General features: G+C 74.6%; 1 protein-coding gene. It reads right to left on the minus strand.

Annotated features, from left to right (window positions below; genetic code table 11):
* Window positions 1-32 precede the first annotated feature (32 nt).
* Window positions 33-18,188 carry a type I polyketide synthase gene (locus LX83_RS27385; protein WP_301328999.1) on the minus strand — a complete coding sequence of 6,052 codons (18,156 nt, stop codon included), beginning with the start codon at window positions 18,186-18,188 and terminating at the stop codon, window positions 33-35.
* Between the last annotated feature and the right edge of the window lie 413 nt (window positions 18,189-18,601).

Genomic DNA, 18,601 nt, shown 5'->3' on the forward strand with positions numbered 1-18,601 from the left:
CGGGTTGGCGGTGTCGGTCATGGTGTGCTCCGTCATGACTCAAGGTTTTCCCGCGCCAGGGCGACCAGGCTCGCGACGTCCAGGTCGTCGATCAGGTCGGCGTCGGGGGGTGCGGTGTCGCCGTTGGTGGTCGGGCTGTCGCCGTCGGTCTCGCCGGCGCTGCCACCGGTGCCCGCGCGGCCCAGGTTCAGCAGGTCGTCGAGCAGGCCCGCCTCCGCCAGTCGGTTGAGCGGGATGGCCGCCAGGATGCCGCGGATCTCGGCCTCCCTCGGGTCGGTGTCCGAACCGGACGCGAGCTGCGCCACCAGGTGCTCGCGCAGCCGGTCGGCCAGTGCCGCCGGGTTGGGGTAGTCGAAGATGAGCGTGGGCGGCAGTTGCAGCCCGGTGCGGGCGGCCAGCTGGTTGCGCAGTTCCACCGCGGTCAGCGAGTCGAAGCCCAGTTCCAGGAAGCCGCGGTTGACCTCGACCGGGTCGTTGGCGCCGTAGCCGAGCACCTCGGCCACGTGTGCGCACACGATCTCCAGCACGATCCGGTCCCGCTCGGCCTCACCCGCCCCGACCAGCCGCTGGGCCAGCGCCGAGGGCTCGGGCTCGACGGGTGCCGGACGGGCGTCCGTGGTGGACGGTGCGCGCTCGGCCGACATCAGCTCCAGCAGCGGACTGGGCCGGGTCGAGGTGAACGTGGGCACGAACCCGGGCCAGTCCACATTGGTCACCAGCAGGGTGGTGTCGTCGTGGTCCAGTGCCCGGCTCAGCGCCCGCACCGCGCGCTGCGGCGCCATCGGCCGCAACCCGTTGCGGCGCAACCGGGACTGGTCGACGCCGTCCAGCTTGGCCATGCCCTCGCCTTCCCACCAGCCCCAGGACACCGAGGTGGCGACCAGGCCCTGGGCCCTGCGGTGCTCGGCGAGCGCGTCCAGGAAGGTGTTCGCCGCCGCGTAGTTGCCCTGGCCCGGGCTGCCCACCGCGCCGGCCATGGCCGCGTACAGGACGAACGCGGACAGGTCCAGGTGCCTGGTCAGCTCGTGCAGGTGCAGCGCGGCATCGGCCTTGGGGCGCATCACCTCCGCGATGCGCGCCGGCGTCATCGAGTCGATGATGCCGTCGGCCACCACGCCGGCGGTGTGCACCACCGCGGTCAACGGGAACTCCTCGGGCACCGACTCCAGCAGCTCGGCCACCCGGTCCCGCTCCGCCATGTCGCAGGCGACCACGGTGACGCGGGCACCGAGTTCGGTGAGTTCGGCGACCAACTCGGCCGCGCCCGGCGCGTCCTGGCCGCGCCGGCTGGTCAGCAGCAGGTGGTCGGCGCCGGCCGCGGCCAGCCACCGGGACACGTGGCCGCCCAGCGCGCCGGTGCCACCGGTGACCAGCACGGTGCCACTGGGTTTCCAGGAGGTGACCGGGTTCTCCGCGACCGAGGCGGGGACCAGTCGGCGGGCCAGGATGCCGTGGTCGCGCACGGCCACCTGGTCCTCCCCGGTCGCTCCGGACAGGACGGTGGCCACCCGGGCCAGGTTGGCCTCGCCCAGTGACCACGGCAGGTCGATCAGGCCGCCCCACCGGGTCGGGTACTCCAGGGCGGCGACCCGGCCGAAGCCCCACAGCTGGGCCTGCACCAGGCCGGTCACCTGCTCGCCGGGTGCGGTGGCCACCGCGCCTTCGGTGGCGCACCACAGCGGTGCCGTCACCCCGGCGTCGCCCAGCGCCTGCAACAGCACGGCGGTGGCGGACAGGCCGCGCGAGGCCGACGGGTGCTCCGGGTGCGCCCGTTCGTCCAGTCCCAGCAGGGAGAACACCCCGCTGACCGGGGTGGGCAGCGCGGCGAGGCGGGCGGTGAGCGCGGCGCGGTCCTCGGTGACGTCCAGGTCCACGGTGGTCACCTCGGCGCCGAAGCCGGCCAGCGCGCTCGACGACCAGGACAGCCACTCGCTGTCCGAGCCACCCGAGGGCACCACCACCAGCCAGTGGCCGGCCAGTGCTGGGCGGCCAAACTCCTCGGTCTGCCGCCACACCGCCCGGTACCGCCAGGAGTCCACACCGGACGGTGTGTCGCCCTGGCCGTCCAGCCAGTAGCGGCGGTGCTGGAAGGCGTAGGTGGGCAGGTCCACCCGGTGTCCGCCGCCGAACACGGCTGCCCAGTCGAGCGTGGTGCCCTGGGTGTGCAGCCGGGCCAGCGCGGTGATCAGCGCCGCCGGCTCCGGGCGGTCCTTGCGGGAGGCGGCCACCAGCAGGGCCGACTGGTCGAGGCAGTCCCTGGCCATGGCGGTGGCCACCCCGTCCGGGCCGATCTCCAGGAAGGTGTTCACGCCCTGCCCGGCCAGCCAGCGCACCCCGTCCTGGAAGCGCACGGCCGCGCGGACGTGCCGCGCCCAGTACTCGGCCGAACGGACCTCGTCGGTGACCGCCCGCCCGGTGAGGTTGGACACCAGGGGCAGTTGGGGCGCGTGGAACGTCAGGCCCTGCGCGATCCGGGTGAACTCGGCGAGCACCGGCTCCATCAGCGGTGAGTGGAACGCGTGGCTGACCCGCAGCCGCCTGGTCTTGTGGCCCCTGGCGGCCAGTTCCTCGGCCACCCGGTTCACCGCGTCCACCGCGCCGGAGATCACCGTCGACTGTGGACCGTTCACGGCCGCGACGGCGACGTGCTCGTCCAGCAGTTCCAGCACGTCGGCTTCGGCGGCCAGCACCGAGACCATGGCACCACCGCTGGGCAGGGCCTGCATCAGCCGTCCCCTGGCCGCGACCAGCGCGGCGGCGTCGGCGAGGTCGAGCACCCCGGCGACGTGCGCCGCGGCCAGTTCGCCGATGGAGTGGCCGATCAGGTAGTCCGGCCGCAGTCCCCACCCGGTGAGCAGCCGGTACAGCGCCACCTCGAACGCGAACAGGCCGGCCTGGGTGAACACGGTCTGGTCGACCAGTTCGGCGTCGGCGCTGTCCTCGGCCGCGAACACCACGTCGCGGACCGGCCGGTCGACGTGGCCGGCCAGGTGCCGGTCCAGTTCGGCGCAGACCTCGTCGAAGGCCCGCGCGAACGCCGGGTGGGTCGCGTGCAGTTCACGGCCCATGCCCGGCCGCTGGGAACCCTGGCCGGAGAACACGAACGCGGTCCTGGTCTCGTCGCGGACCACGCCGCGCAGCACGCTCGCGGCCACCCCGTCGGCGGCGAGCACGTCGAGCGCGTGCCGCAGCTCGTCGTGGTCGGCGGCGATGATCGCGGCCCGGTGCTCCAGTGCGGCCCGGCTGGTGGCCAGCGAGTAGCCGAGGTCGGCCAGGTCGAACTCGGGGTCGTCGGCCACGCGTGCGGCCAGCCGCCGCGCCTGGGCGCGCAGGGCGTCCGCACCCCGGGCGGACAGCAGCAGGGGCACCGGGCCGGACAGGGTGCTCGGCGCGGTGGCGGTGGGCGCGGCCGCGGGCGCCTGCTCGATGATGGCGTGCGCGTTGGTGCCGCTGATGCCGAACGAGGACACCCCGGCTCGCCGCGGCCGCCCGGTCTGTGGCCACGGGACGGCTTCGCTCAGCAGCCGCACCGACCCGGCCGACCAGTCCACGTGCGACGTCGGCTGGTCGACGTGCAGTGTCCTGGGCAGCGTCCCGTGCTGGATGGCCAGCACGGTCTTGATCACCCCGGCCACGCCGGCCGCGCCCAGGGTGTGGCCGATGTTGGACTTCACCGTGCCCAGCCACAGTGGACGGTCGCGGTCCTGCCCGTAGGTGGCCAGCAGCGCCTGCGCCTCGATCGGGTCGCCCAGTGCGGTGCCGGTGCCGTGCGCCTCCACCGCGTCGATGTCCGCTGTGGACAGCCGGGCGCTGGCCAGCGCCTGCCGGATCACCCGTTGCTGTGACGGACCGTTCGGGGCGGTCAGGCCGTTGCTGGCGCCGTCCTGGTTGACCGCGGAACCGCGGAGCACGGCCAGCACGGTGTGCCCGTTGCGCTGGGCGTCGGACAGCTTCTCCAGCAGCAGCAGGCCGGCTCCCTCGGCCATGCCGAACCCGTCGGCCTGGTCGGAGAACGCCTTGCACCGGCCGTCCGGGGCGATGCCGCGCTGCCGGCTGGCCGCGATCAGGGTCTGCGGTGTCGCCAGCACGGTCACCCCGCCGGCCAGGGCCAGCGTGCACTCGCCGGCCCGCAGGGCCTGCGCGGCCAGGTGCAGCGCCACCAGCGACGACGAGCACGCGGTGTCCACGCTGATCGCCGGCCCCTCCAGGCCGAGCAGGTAGGAGATGCGGCCGGACATCACGCTGGCGCCGGTGCTGGTGACCAGGTAGCCCTGGTCTGCCTCGGGCACGTTGCCGGCGAGGTTGGCGTAGTCCTGGCCGCTGGTGCCGGTGAACACGCCGGTGCGGCTGCCGCGCAGGGTCGTCGGGTCGATGCCCGCCCGCTCCAGCACCTCCCACGCGGTCTCCAGCAGCAGCCGCTGCTGCGGGTCCATCACCACGGCCTCGCGCGGGCTGATGCCGAAGAAGCCGGCGTCGAAGTCGGCCGCGTCGGTCAGGAAGCCACCGGCCCGGCAGTAGCTGGTGCCCGCGTGGTCCGGGTCGGGGTGGTACAGCTCGTCCAGGTCCCAGCCGCGGTTGTCCGGCAGTCCGCCGATGGCGTCGCCACCGGAGACGAGCAGGTCCCAGAGGTCCTCCGGGGACCGGATCCCACCGGGCAGCCGGCAGCTCATCGCGACGATCGCGATCGGTTCGTCAGCCCCGGCCGGTGCGTCCACCGTGGCCGGCTCGTCGGCCGCGGCCCGCTGGCCGAACAGTTCGGCGGCCAGGTGCTCGGCGACCGCCTCGGGTGTCGGGTGGTCGAAGACCAGGGTGGCTGGCAGGCGCAAATCGGTGGCGCTCTGCAGGCGGTTGCGGAACTCGACCGCGGTCAGCGAGTCGAACCCGAGTTCCTTGAAGGCCCGGCGGGCGCCGATCGCGCCCGGGTCGGTGTGTCCGAGGACGGTGGCCGCGCTGGCGCGCACCAGGTCCAGCAGGCGGTCGGCGCGGTCCACAGCGGACAGTCCGGCCAGTCGCGCGACCAGCGACGAGGTCTCGGCTCCGGTGGCCCGCCGCGCCCGAGCGCGGACCAGGCCGTGCAGCAGCGCCGGCAGGGACCCGTCCCTGGCCTTGCCGCGCAGCACGGCCAGGTCCAGTCGGGTCGGCACCAGCACCGCCTGGTCCTCGACGGCGGTGGCGGCGTCGAACAGGGCCAGGCCCTGCTCGGCGGAGATCTCCCTGGTGCCGTTGCGGGCCATCCGGGCCAGATCGGTGTCGTCCAGGTCGCGGGCGGTGCCGCCGCGCTCGGCCCACAGGCCCCAGGCCAGTGACACCGCCGGCAGGCCGAGGGAGCGCCGGTGCTGGGCCAGTGCGTCCAGGAAGGCGTTGGCCGCCGCGTAGTTGCCCTGCCCCGGTGAACCGAAGGTGGCCGCGCCCGAGGAGAACAGCACGAACAGGGACAGGTCCAGTTCCCTGGTCAGCTCGTGCAGGTGCCACGCACCGTCCACTTTGGGCCGCAGCACCGCGTCCACCTGCTCGGCGGTCAGCGAGGTGACCACGCCGTCGTCGAGCACGCCGGCCGCGTGCACCACCGCGGTCAGCGGGTGCTCCGGGGACACGCCGGCCAGCAGCGCGGCCACCTCGTCGCGGTCGGCCGAGTCGCAGGCGGCGACGGCGACCGAGGCGCCCAGTGCGGCCAGTTCGTCGACCAGGTCCTGGTGGCCGCCGTGCCGGCTGGTCAGCAGCAGGTGGCGCACGCCGTGCGCGGTGACCAGGTGCCTGGCCAGCAGCCGGCCCAGCGCGCCGGTGCCGCCGGTGACCAGCACCGTCCCCTGTGGATCGAGTTCGCGGGTGGTCGCGGGGACCGCGGCCCTGCCCAGGCGGGGGGCGTGGGCGGTGCCCGCGCGCACGGCCAGTTGGGGTTCACCGGTGGCGACGGCGGCCGGTACCAGGTTCTGGGACGCCTCGTGGGCGTCCACGTCGACCAGGACCAGCCGGTCCGGGTTCTCCGACTGGGCCGAGCGCAGCAGTCCCCAGGTCGGGGCGTGCGCCAGGTCCGGAGCGCCGTCGCCGGTTCCGGTGCTCACCGCGCCGCGGGTCAGCACGACCAGCCGGGCGCGGCCGAACCGCTCGTCCGCCAACCACGTGCGCAGCTGGTCGAGCACGTCGTGGGTGGTGGCGTGGGCCGAGGCGGGCACGTCCGCGGCGGTGCCGGTGGTCCCGATCCGGGGCAGCACCACGACATCCGGCACGGCCGCGCCCGCGCTGATCGCCTCGGCCAGCGCGCTCAGGTCCGGGTACTGCTCGCCGAGGGTGACCCAGTGGCCGGTCGGTTCGGCGGACGCGGTGGCCGGCAGCGCCAGCGGGGTCCAGTCGAGCCGGAACAGCGCGTCGCCCGGACCGGCCGTCGGCGCGGTGGTGATCGGGCGGAACTCGATGCGGGCCGCGGTGAGCACGGCCGCTCCGGTCTCGTCGGCGGCGAGCAGGGACACCGTGCCCGCGCTGGCCGCCGCCTGCTCCGCCGGGGTGGCGGTGACGCGGACCCGCAGCCGGGTCGCGCCGGTGGCGGACAACCGCACGTCCCGCCAGTGCGCGGCGGTCTCCTCGGTGCCCAGGGCCAGTCCGGCCGCGTGCAGGGCCAGGTCCAGCAGTGCCGGGTGCAGGCCGTAGTCCTCGGCCTCGGGCCGGGACTGCTCCGGCAGGTCGAGGTCGGCGAACAGCTCGGTGCCGCGCTGCCACGCCGGGAACGGCGCGTCCGGGACCGGGTTCGCGCCGGCCGGCGGCCACGTCCCCAACTCCACCGGCGCGGCGGGGCCGCCGACGCCCAGCGCGGCGGTGGCGTGCCTGGTCCACGGCTGGTCGGCGTCGGGTCGCGAGTGGACGGTCACGGTCCGCCGGCCGGTGTCGTCCTGGTCGGTGACGAGCACCTGGACGCTGAGCGAGGCGTGGTCGGCGAGCACGAGCGGGGTGTCCACGGTCAGTTCGGTGATCTGGTCGCAGCCGACCTCCTCCCCGGCCCGGAACACCATCTCCACCAGGGCGGCGGTGGGCTCGCCCGCCACCAGCCACGGGTGGGTGTGCGCGCTGACCCGCCCGGTGAGCAGGATCGCGGACAGGTCGGGCACGGCGACCGCCGCGCCGAGCAAGGGGTGTTCGGTGGCGACCAGGCCGGTGGCGGCCACGTCACCGGCCCGGGCCGGCACGTCCAGCCAGTAGCGCTGGCGTTGGAACGGGTAGGTGGGCAGGTCGACCCGGCTGGCGCCGCCGGGCAGCGCGCTCGTCCAGTCCACGGCAACGCCGTGCGCGTGCGCCTCCGCCAGTGAGGTGGGGAACCGGTCGCCCTCGTCGCGGCGCAGCGTGCCAACGACCACCGCGCTGTCCACGGTCTCCTGGATCACCGCGGCCAGCACCGGGTGCGGGCTGGACTCGATGAACGTGCCGTGCCCCGCGGTGGCCAGTGCGCGCACGGTCTGCTCGAACAGCACCGGCTGGCGGGCGTTGCGGTACCAGTACTCGGCGTCCATCGTGGTGGTGTCGGCCACCAGGCCACCGGTCACCGTGGAGTAGAACGGGATCGTCGACCGCTGGGGCGCGACCGGGGCCAGTTCGCTGAGCAACCGCTCCCGCAGCACCTCCATCTGGGCGGAGTGGCCGGCGGCGTGCGCGCCCCTGATCCGCCGGGCCCGGATGTCCTGTTCGGACAGTTCGGCCATGAGTTCGTCCAGCGCGTCGGACTCGCCGGACACCGCGAGCGAGGCCGGTCCGTTGATGGCGGCGATGGACAGCCGGTCGCCCCAGCGGGCCAGTCGCGGTTCCAGGTCGGCCGCGGACAGCGACACCGACACCACCCCGCCCTGCCCGGACAGCTCCTGGTCGATCAGCCGTGAGCGCAGTGCCACCACCCGGGCGGCGTCCGACAGGGACAGCACGCCGGCCACGCAGGCGGCGGCCACCTCACCCTGGGAGTGGCCGACCACCGCGACCGGCCGCACCCCGTGCGCGCGCCACACCTCGGCCAGCGACACCATCACCGCGAACAGCACCGGCTGCACCACGGACAGCCGGTCCAGTTCGGGCGCGCCAGGCACCCGGCGCAGCACGTCCAGCACCGCGAAGTCCACGAACGGCGCCAGCGCGTCGGCGCACTCGGCCAGCCTGGCGGCGAACACCGGCGAGGAGTCCAGCAGCGACCGCGCCATGTCCGGCCACTGCGAGCCCTGACCGGGGAACACCATGGCCAGCTTGCCGTTCCCGGCGGCGAGGCCGCGCACCACGGTCGGCGCGGTGCCCCCGGCGGCCAGCGCGGCCAGCCCGGCCAGGCACTGCTCGCGGTCCTCGGCGCGCACCGCGGCCCGGTGGTCGAACGCGACCCTGGTGGTGGCCAGGGAGAAGGCCACGTCCGGCAGGGCGAGTTCGGGGTGGGCGGTCAGGTGCTCGCGCAGCCGGCCGGCCTGGGCACGCAGGGCGTCCTCGGTCTTGCCGGACAGCAGCAGCGGCAGCGTCGAGGAGTTCTCCCGGTCGGCGGGTGCCTCGGCCAGCGCGTCGACGACCCGCGGCGCCTCTTCCAGGATCACGTGGGCGTTGGTGCCGCTGATGCCGAACGAGGACACCCCGGCGCGGCGCGGACGGCCGGGGTCCGGCCACTCCCGCGCCTCGGTGAGCACCCGCACCGCACCGGTGGACCAGTCCACGTTCGGCGACGGCTCGGCCACGTGCAGCGTCCTGGGCAGGGTGCGGTGCTGGATGGCCAGCACCATCTTGATCAAGCCGGCCATGCCGGCCGCCGCCTGGGTGTGGCCGAGGTTGGACTTGACCGAGCCCAGCCAGAGCGGCTCTTCGCGGTCCTGGCCGTAGGTGGCCAGCAGCGCGTCCGCCTCGATCGGGTCGCCCAGCGCGGTGCCGGTGCCGTGCGCCTCCACCACGTCGATGTCGGATGTGGACAGTCGTGCGTTGGCCAGTGCCTGGCGCAGCACGCGTTCCTGGGACGGGCCGTGCGGCGCGGTCAGGCCGTTGCTGGCGCCGTCCTGGTTGACCGCGCTGCCGCGGAGCACCGCCAGCACCGGGTGGCCGTTGCGCCGGGCGTCGGACAGCCGCTCCACCAGGAGCATGCCAACGCCCTCGGACATGCCCGTGCCGTTGGCCGTTGCCGAGAACGACTTGCACCGGCCGTCCACGGCGAGCACCCGCTGCCGGCTGAACATGACGAACGGGTCCGGAGTGGACATCACCGAGGCCGCGCCGACCAGGGCCATGTCGCACTCACCGGCGCGCAGCGCCTGCGCGGCCTGGTGCAGGGCGACCAGCGAGGCCGAGCAGGCCGTGTCCACGGTGACCGCGGGCCCCTCCAGGCCGAAGGTGTAGGACAGCCGGCCGGAGAAGACGCTGCCGGCGGTGCCGGTCGCCTTGTAGCCCTCCAGGTCGGGCGGGGCCGCGGCGAGCAGCGCGCCGTAGTCCTGGCCGTGCGTGCCGGCGAACACGCCCACCGGTGTGCCGCGCAGTGTCGCCGGGTCGATGCCGGCGCGTTCGAACACCTCCCACGCGGTCTCCAGCAGCAGCCGCTGCTGCGGGTCCATGGCCAGCGCCTCACGCGGGTTGATGCCGAAGAACTGGGGGTCGAACTCGCCGAGGCCGTCGAGGAAACCGCCTTCCAGCAGGTAGGTCCTGCCCGGCTGGTCGGGGTCGGGGTGGTAGAGCCCGTCCAGGTCCCAGCCGCGGTCGGTGGGCATCGGGCCGATCACGTCCACCTCGTCGGCCACCACCCGCCACAGGTCCTCGGGCGAGTTCACCCCGCCGGGGAACCGGCAGCTCATGGCCACGATCACCACCGGGTCGTCGGTGGTGGCCGCGCCGACCCTGCTCCGGCCGGTGTCGGCCGGGTCCTGGCCGCCGAACAGTTCCTCGGCCAGGTGGTCGGCCAGGGCGACCGGCGTGGGGTGGTTGAAGATCAGGGTGGGCAGCAGGCGCAGCCCGGTGGCGGTGTTGAGCCGGTTGCGCAACTCGACCGCGGTCAGCGAGTCGAACCCGAGGTCCTTGAACGGCCGCGCCGGATCGATGTCGGTGCCCGGGGCGTGGCCGAGCACGGTGGCCGCGTTGGCCAGCACCAGGTCCAGCAGCGCCCTTGAGCGGTCCGCTGTGGACAGTCCGGCCAGCCGCCCGGCCAGGTCGGCGTCACCGCCGAGGGCACCAGCACCGGAGCGGGCGGTGCGCCGGGACCGGACCGGGGCCAGGCCGCGCAGCAGTTCGGGTGTGGCCGCGCCCTGGGCCCGCAGCGCCGCGATGTCCAGGCGGACCGGCACCAGACTGGCCTCGCCAAGGCCCATTCCGGCGTCGAGCAGGGCCAGTGCCTGGTCGGCCGACAGCGCCAGCGTGCCGCCGCGCGCCATCCTGGCCAGGTCGGCCTCGTGCAGTCGGCCGCCCATGCCCCTGGCCTCGGCCCACAGGCCCCAGGCCAGTGACACCGCCGGCAGGCCGAGGGACCGCCGGTGCTGGGCCAGTGCGTCCAGGAAGGCGTTGGCCGCCGCGTAGTTGCCCTGCCCCGGCGCGCCGAAGGTGGTGGCGGCCGAGGAGAACAGCACGAACGCGGCCAGGTCCAGATCCGCGGTCAGCTCGTGCAGGTGCAGCGCACCGTCCACTTTGGGCCGCAGCACCGCGTCCACCTGCTCGGCGGTCAGGGACTCGACCAGTCCGTCGGCCACCACGCCGGCGGTGTGCAGCACGGCGGTCAGCGGGTGCTGTTCGGGGATGTCGGCCAGCAGCCGGGACAGCGCGTCCCGGTCGGCCACGTCGCAGGCCGCCCAGGTGACCTCGGCGCCCATGCCGGTGAGTTCGGCGGTCAGCTCCTGGTCCTCGCCGGCGCGGGACAGCAGCAGCAGGTGGTGCACGCGGTGCGCGGTCACCAGGTGCCTGGCCACCAGCCGGCCCAGCCCGCCGGTGGCGCCGGTGACCAGCGCGGTGCCCTCGGGGTTGAGCACCGGGACCGTGCCGTCGGTTGCCACTCGCGTGAGCCGGGGCACCAGTACCCGGCCGGCGCGCACCGCCACCTGGGGCTCGGTCACGGCCAGGGCTTCGGGCAGGCTCCAGTGCGAGCCGTCCTCACCGTCCACATCGACCAGGGTGATCCGGCCGGGGTGTTCGGACTGGGCCGAGCGCAGCAGTCCCCAGACCGGTGCCTGCGCCAGGTCCGGTGGGGCGGCCTCGGTCGAGGTGGCCACCGCGTTCGTGGTCAGCACGACCAGGCGGGTGGTGGTGAACCGCTCGTCCGCCAGCCAGCACCGCAGTTGGGCCAGCACCTCGTCGAGCACCTGCCGCACCGAACTGGCCAGTGCGGCACCGGTGTCGCCCGCGAGCACACCGGTTCCGGTCGGGCAGGTCAGCAGCACCGCGTCGGGCGCGGGTTCGCCGGCGGCCACCGCCGCGCCCAGGGCGGCCACGTCCGGGTAGCCCCTGGCCTGCTCGCCAGCGGCGGTCAGCCAGCCGTCCAGCCGGGGGTCGGCGCCGCCCAGCACGGCCCAGTGCAGCGCGGCCGGCCGGTCAACGGCCACCGGCCGCCAGTCCACTCGGAACAGTGCGTCGCGGTGTGCCCGGGCAGCGCCCAGCTTCCCGGCCGGGACCGCGCGCACGGTCAGCGCCGCCACCGAGATCACCGGCGCCCCGGACGAGTCGGCGGCCAGCAGCGACACCGCGTCCTGGCCGGCCGAGGCGAGCCGCACCCGCAGGGTCGCGGCGCCCGAGGCGTGCAGGGTGACACCGTTCCAGGCGAACGCCAACCGCCGCTCCCCCGGTTCGATCAGGCCGAGGTCCATGCCGTGCACGGCCGCGTCGAGCACGGCCGGGTGAACGCCGAACCGCCCGGCCTGGTCCTGCAGGTGCGCGGGCAGGTGGATCTCGGTGAACACCTCGCCGTCCCGCCGCCACGCCGCCACCAGGCCCTGGAACGCCGGGCCGTAGCCGAGGCCGGTGTCGGCCAGCCGCTCGTAGAAGTCCTCGACCGGGATCGGCTCGGCGCCCTGCGGCGGCCACACCGCCAACTCGGTCGCCTCGACCCGCAGCGCACTCCGCTGCCCGTCCGGCGCCAGCAGGCCGCTGGCGTGCCGCGTCCACGGCTGGTCGGCGTCGGCACCGGCCGGTCGCGAGTGGATGGTCACCGTCCGGTGTCCACTGTGGTCTGGCGCGCCGACCAGGACCTGGATCCGCACGCCCGCGTCCTCGGCGAGCACCAGCGGTGTCTCCAGGGTCAGCTCGTCGAGCTGGTCGCAGCCCACCTCGTCGGCGGCGCGCATGGCCAGTTCCACGAACGCGGAACCGGGCACGATGACCGTGCCGAGCACCACGTGGTCGGCCAGCCACGGGTGGGTCCGCACCGACAGCCGGCCGGTCAGCACCAGTCCGTCACCGTCGGCCAGGCGCACGGCCGCGCCCAGCAGCGGGTGGTCGGCGGAACTCAGCCCCAGCCCGGCGGCGTCGCCGGGGCCGCGCCCGGACTCCAGCCAGTACCGCTGCCGCTGGAACGGGTAGGTCGGCAGGTCAACGCGCTGCCCGCGACCGGCGAACACCGCCGCCCAGTCCACCGCCAGACCCCGGGCGTGGGCCTGGCCCAGTGACCGCAGGTAGCGGTCGAGGCCGCCGTCGTCGCGGCGCAGCGTGCCGAGCACCAGCCCGTCGGTCAGGGTTTCCTCGATGCTCATGGTCAGCACCGGGTGCGGGCTGACCTCGATGAACGCCCGGTGCCCCTGGTCGACCAGGCTCCGCACGGCGTCGCCGAACCGCACGGTCTGGCGCAGGTTCGTGTACCAGTACTCGGCGTCCACTGTGGACCCGGACAGCCAGTCGCCGGTCACCGTGGAGAAGAACGGGACGCGCGGGGCGGTCGGGGCGAGGTCGGCCAACGCGGCCAGCAGCCGGTCCCGGACCAGTTCCACCTGTGCGGAGTGGGACGCGTAGTCCACCGGAATCGTCCTGGCCCTGACGTCCTCGGCGGTGCAGACGGCCACCAGTTCGGCCAGCGCGTCCGGTTCACCGGACACCACCGTCGAGAACGGGCCGTTCGCCGCGGCCACGGACACCCGGCCGACCCACTGCTCGATCCTGGCCAGCACGTCCTCGACGGGCAGGGCCACCGACACCATCCCGCCCCGGCCGGCCAGCTCCTCCGCGATCAGCCGGGAACGCAGCACCACCACGCGCGCCGCGTCCGCAAGGGACAGCGCACCGGCCACGCAGGCCGCGGCGATCTCGCCCTGCGAGTGGCCCAGCACGGCAGCCGGTTCGACCCCGTGCGCGCGCCACAACTCGGCCAACGACACCAGCACCGCGAACAGCACCGGCTGCACCACGTCCACCCGGTCCATCGGCCCGGACAACGCGTCCAGCACCGACCAGTCCACGTGCGCCTCGATGGCCTCGGCGCACTCGGCCATCGCCCTGGCGAACACCGGCTCGGCCGCCAGCAGTTCGGTCGCCATGCCCACCCACTGCGAGCCCTGGCCGGGAAAGACGAACACCGGTCCGCCGTCGAGGTCGGCGACGCCGCTGTCGGCCTCCCCGGCGGCGACCGCCCGCAGGCCGCGGACCAGCTCGTCCCGGTCGGCACCGACCAGCACGGCGCGGTGGTCGAGGAAGGCCCGGGTGGTGGCCAGCGAGTAGCCGACGTCAACCGGGTCAAGTCCGTCCACGTGGGAGGCGAGCCGCTCGGCCTGCGCCCGCAGCGCCCGCTCGGTGCGACCGGACAGCACCCACGCCACCGGCCCGCCAGCCGGACCCCGCGCGGTGTCCTGCGGGGCACCCGCCCCCGGTGCCTCCACAGTGCCCTGCGGGACACCCGCACCCGGTGCCTCCACAGTGTCCTGCGGGACACCCGCACCCGGTCGGCCCCCCAAAGCTGCAACAGGATAGCCCTGGGGTGCCTCTTCGATGATCACATGTGCGTTGGTGCCGCTCACCCCGAACGACGACACCCCGGCCCGGCGCGGCCGGTTGCCCGCCGGCCAGGCGACGGGTTCGGTCAGCAGGCGCACCGCCCCGGTCGACCAGTCCACGTGCGGGGTGGGCTGGTCCACGTGCAGGGTGCGCGGGAGCATCCCGTGGCGCAGCGCGGTGACCACCTTGATCACCCCGGTCACCCCGGCCGCGGCCTGGGCGTGGCCGATGTTCGACTTCACCGAGCCCAGCCACAGCGGGGTGTCCCGCCGCTGGCCGTAGGTCGCCAGCAGGGCCCGCGCCTCGATCGGGTCGCCCAGGGTGGTGCCGGTGCCGTGCGCCTCGACCGCGTCCACATCGGACGGTTCAAGGCCGGCGTTGGCCAGTGCGGCGCGGATCACCCGCTCCTGGGCGGGGCCGCTCGGCGCGGTCAGGCCGTTGCTGGCGCCGTCCTGGTTGATCGCGGAGCCGCGGACCACGGCCAGCACCGGGTGGTTGTTGCGCACCGCGTCGGACAGCCGCTCCACCACGAGCAGGCTGGCGCCCTCGCTCCAGCCGGTGCCGTCGGCGCCGGCCGCGAACGACTTGCACCGGCCGTCCGCCGCCAGCCCGCGCTGCCGGCTGAACTCCACGAACACCGTCGGGGTCGCCATCACGGCGACGCCACCGGCCAGCGCCAGCGAGCACTCGCCGGAGCGCAGTGCCTGCGCCGCCAGGTGCAGCGCCACCAATGACGACGAACACGCCGTGTCCACGGTGACCGCCGGCCCCTCCAACCCCAGCGTGTAGGCCACCCGACCGGACACCACGCTGCCCGCGCTGCCGGTGCCCAGGTAGCCCTCGACACCGTCGGGTGCCTGGTCGATCCGGGTGGCGTAGTCGTGGAACATCACGCCGGCGAACACCCCGGTTTGGCTGCCGCGCAACGAGGTCGGGTCGATGCCGGCGCGTTCCACCGCCTCCCAGGCGGTCTCCAGCAGCAACCGCTGCTGCGGGTCCGTGGCCAGGGCCTCGCGCGGGGAGATGCCGAAGAACTCGGCGTCGAACTCGCCCGCGTCGTGCAGGAACCCACCGCGCCGGACGTAGGAGGTGCCCGGGTGGTCCGGGTCGGGGTGGAACAGCGACTCCAGGTCCCAACCCCGGTCGGTGGGGAACTCGGACAGCGCGTCCCGACCGGCGGACAGCAGGTCCCACAGCTCGTCCGGTGAGGTCACGCCGCCAGGCAGGCGGCAGGCCATGCCCACGATCGCGATGGGCTCGTCCGCCGGGCCGGCGGAGGCCACGGGAGCGGGTGCCGGTTCGGGCCCGCCGAGCAGTTCGGTGCGCAGGTGTTCGGCGAGCGCGGCCGGGGTCGGGCGGTCGAAGACCGCGGTGGCCGGCAGCGCCAGGCCGGTGGCCGCGGCGAGCCGGTCCCGCAGCAGCACGGCCGAGCGCGAGTCAAAGCCGAGTTCCTTGAACGACCGGCGCGCGGCCAGCCGGTCGGGGTCGGTCCGGCCGAGCACACCGGCGGTCTCGGCGCGCACCAGGGCGAGCAGCAACCGCTGCTGTTCGGCGCTGGCCAGACCGGCGACGCGGGCCCGCAGGCCGGTGTGCGCGCCAGCGGCCGGTGCCGGTTCGGCGCGGTGGTCGAAGGCACGCCCGAACGCGTCCACTGTTGCCTGGTCGAGGTGGGCCGGCAGCAGCACCGCCTGGTCCGCGGCCAGCGCGGCGTCCAGCAGGGCCAACTGGTCCGTTGTGGACAGTGCGGTGCCGTCCGCCGTCCCGGCGTCGGCAGCGCCGGCCCGGCTGCCCCAGGCGAGTGTGACCGCGGGCAAGCCGTTGGCCCTGCGGTGCTGGGCGAGCGCGGCCAGCAGGGCGTCGGCCCCGGCTCGCTGGCGGTCGGCGGCACCGCCCAGCACGGAGGCGGCCGAGGAGTACAGCACGAACGCGCGCAGGTCGTGGTCGCGGGTGCGGTGGTGCAGCGCGAGCACGCCGGCGATCCGGGTGGCCGGCTCGGCGTCGGCGGCGTACACCACGGCGCGCAGCGGGTGTTCGGCGGGCAGGGTGGCCAGCAGCTCGGCCACGGCGTCCCGGTCGGCGGCCAGTGCCGGGTCGACGGACACCACGTGCCGGGCGCCGTGCCGGTCGGTCAGGTGCGCGGCGAGCCCGTCCTCGTCGCCGACCAGCAGCACGGTGCCGTCCAGCGCGCGCGGGGCCACCGCGCCGGCGGTGACGGGCACCGGGGCCAGGCGAGGCGAGCGCGGCACCCCGGAGCGGAGCACCACCTGGGGCACGCCCGCGCGCACCGAGGCGATCAGGTCGGTGGGGCCGCTCTCGTCCACGTCCACCAGGGCCAGCCGGTCCGGGTGCGCGGCGAGCGCGGCGCGCACCACACCCCACACCGGGGCGTGCGCCAGATCCGGCACGTCCTCGCCGGCACCGACGGCGATGGCGCCCCGGGTGAGCACCACCAGGCGGGCCGGGGCGAGGAGTTGGTCGGCGGCCCAGGCGTCGAGCAGGTTCCGCGCGTCGGCCGCCCCGGCGTCGGGCTGCGTGGCGGTGGTCAGCGGGGCCAGCACCACCTCGGGCACGGGTGCGCCGCCGGCCACGGCGGCGCGCAGCGCGGCAAGGTCGGGGTGGGTCAGTGCGGGCAGGCCGAGGTCGTCGGCGCCGAGCACGACCCAGTGCGCGGCGTCGGTCAGCCGCGCCGGCCGGGTGGCCACCGGCACCCAGTCCACTCGGAACAGTGACTCGTGCACGGCGTCCTTGGCCGCCACCAGCCGGCTCGGCCCGTCCAGCAGCCGGCGCCGCACCACCTTGCCGGAGGCGGTGCGCGGGATCGCGGCGATCTCGTGGATCTCGTCGGGCACCTTGTAGTAGGACAGCCGCTCGCGGCACACCGCGAGGATGCGTTCGGCGTCGACCCGCCCGGCGGTTTCCGGCACCACGAAGGCGACCGGGACCTCACCGAGCAGGGTGTGCGGCTTGCCGGCCACGGCCACGTCGGCCACGCCAGGCACGGTCCGCACCACGTCCTCGACCTCGACGGGGTGGATGTTCTCGCCGCCGCGGATGATCAGCTCCTTGGTGCGGCCGGTGATGGTGAGGTGGCCGAGTTCGTCGCGGCGGGCCAGGTCGCCGGTGTGGTACCAGCCGTCGCGCAGCGCGGCGGCGGTGGCCTCGGGCTGGTTGTGGTAGCCGAGCATCACGTTCGGCCCGCGCACCCAGACCTCGCCCTCGTCGCCGTCGGCCACGTCCGCGCCGGTCCTCGGCTCCACCACCCGCACCTTCAAGCCGGGCACGGCCGTGCCGCACGAGCCGGGCACCAGCGCGCCGGTCGGCCGGCTCATGGTGATCGCGCCGCAGGTCTCGGTGCTGCCGTAGCTGTCGACCAGTCGAACACCGAAGGTGTCCTCAAAGGACTGACTCAGCGCGGCCGAGGTGACCGCGCCGGTGACCATGCACACCCGCAGCGCGTACGCGTCCAGCCCCTCGCCCCGGGCCTGGCGGAGCAGGTCGTGGTACATGGTGGGCACGCCGACCAGGAAGGTGTACGGCTGTTCGCGCATCAGCCGGGTGATCTCGTCGCTGGCGAAGCCGTCGGCGATGCGCGCGGTGGCGCCCACGGCGAGCACGCCGTGCAGGCCGAGCACGTGCGCCAGGGAGTGGGTCAGCGGCAGCGGCCAGAGCACCCGGTCGGACTCGGACAACCCGAGGATCGGCACGTAGCAGGCGGCCACCGACCACAGGCAGCTGCCCTGGGTGGACAGCACGCCCTTGGGGCGGCCGGTGGTGCCCGAGGTGTAGAGCATCCACGCCACCTCGTCGAGTGCGAGGTCGTCGCGGGCCGGGGCGGCCGGTTCGGTGGTGGCCAGCCGCTCGTAGTCCAGCGCGCCACTCGGCAGTGCGGCGGCACCGGCGACCACCACGGTCAGCCCGGCGCGGTCGGCGGCCACCGCGCGCAGCTGGTCGAGGTGGGTGGCGTCGGTGATCACCACCTGGGCGCCGCTGTCGTCGAGCAGGTAGGCCAGTTCGTCGGCGGAGGTGCGGGGGTGGACCGGCACGCCGACGCCGCCGGCCCGGACAGCGGTCAGGTAGCTCTCGATGGTCTCGACGCCGTTGTTGAGCCAGAACAGGACGCGGGCGCCGCGGGGCAGGCCGGCGGCCACCAGGTGGCCGGCCAGCCACGCGGTCCGGCGCTCCAGCTCCGCGTAGGTCACGGCGCGCCGCGCGTCGGCGAAGGCCACCTTGTCGCCGCGCCGCGTCGCATGAGCCCGCAGCAGGTCGGGCAGCGGCCGGATCAGCTCGGATCGCGCCATGAAGTCGCCTCCTGGTTTCGCTCACGCGCCTGCACGCCGAGACCAGCACCGAGGAGCGGAATTCATCCGCGAAAAAATCGGCCCGCGCTGTTTCCAGTGAATTGCGCCAAAAAAAACGACACAACTCACCGCACCAGCGTCGGAGCCTCGGAGAATTTCACCCCAGTATGAGCCCGAGTGCACGAGATCGCCCTGAGGCTATCCGGGTGACATCCTCCGGGACAACCCCGACCCACTCCCTCAGGGTGCCCCTGACAACCCACCTCAGGAGGACCCCCTATCAGCTTCCCGGGGCACCCCTCATCCCACCCCTAAAAACGTTTTCGCAGGTGACGGGGGTGGCGTGACAATTAGTCAACACATCGGCAACACACCCCGAGACGATGAACCTAACAAATTCTCGACACAGGTTG

The sequence above is a fragment of the Goodfellowiella coeruleoviolacea genome (assembly GCF_024171785.1).
Classification (GTDB): Bacteria; Actinomycetota; Actinomycetes; order Mycobacteriales; family Pseudonocardiaceae; genus Goodfellowiella; species Goodfellowiella coeruleoviolacea.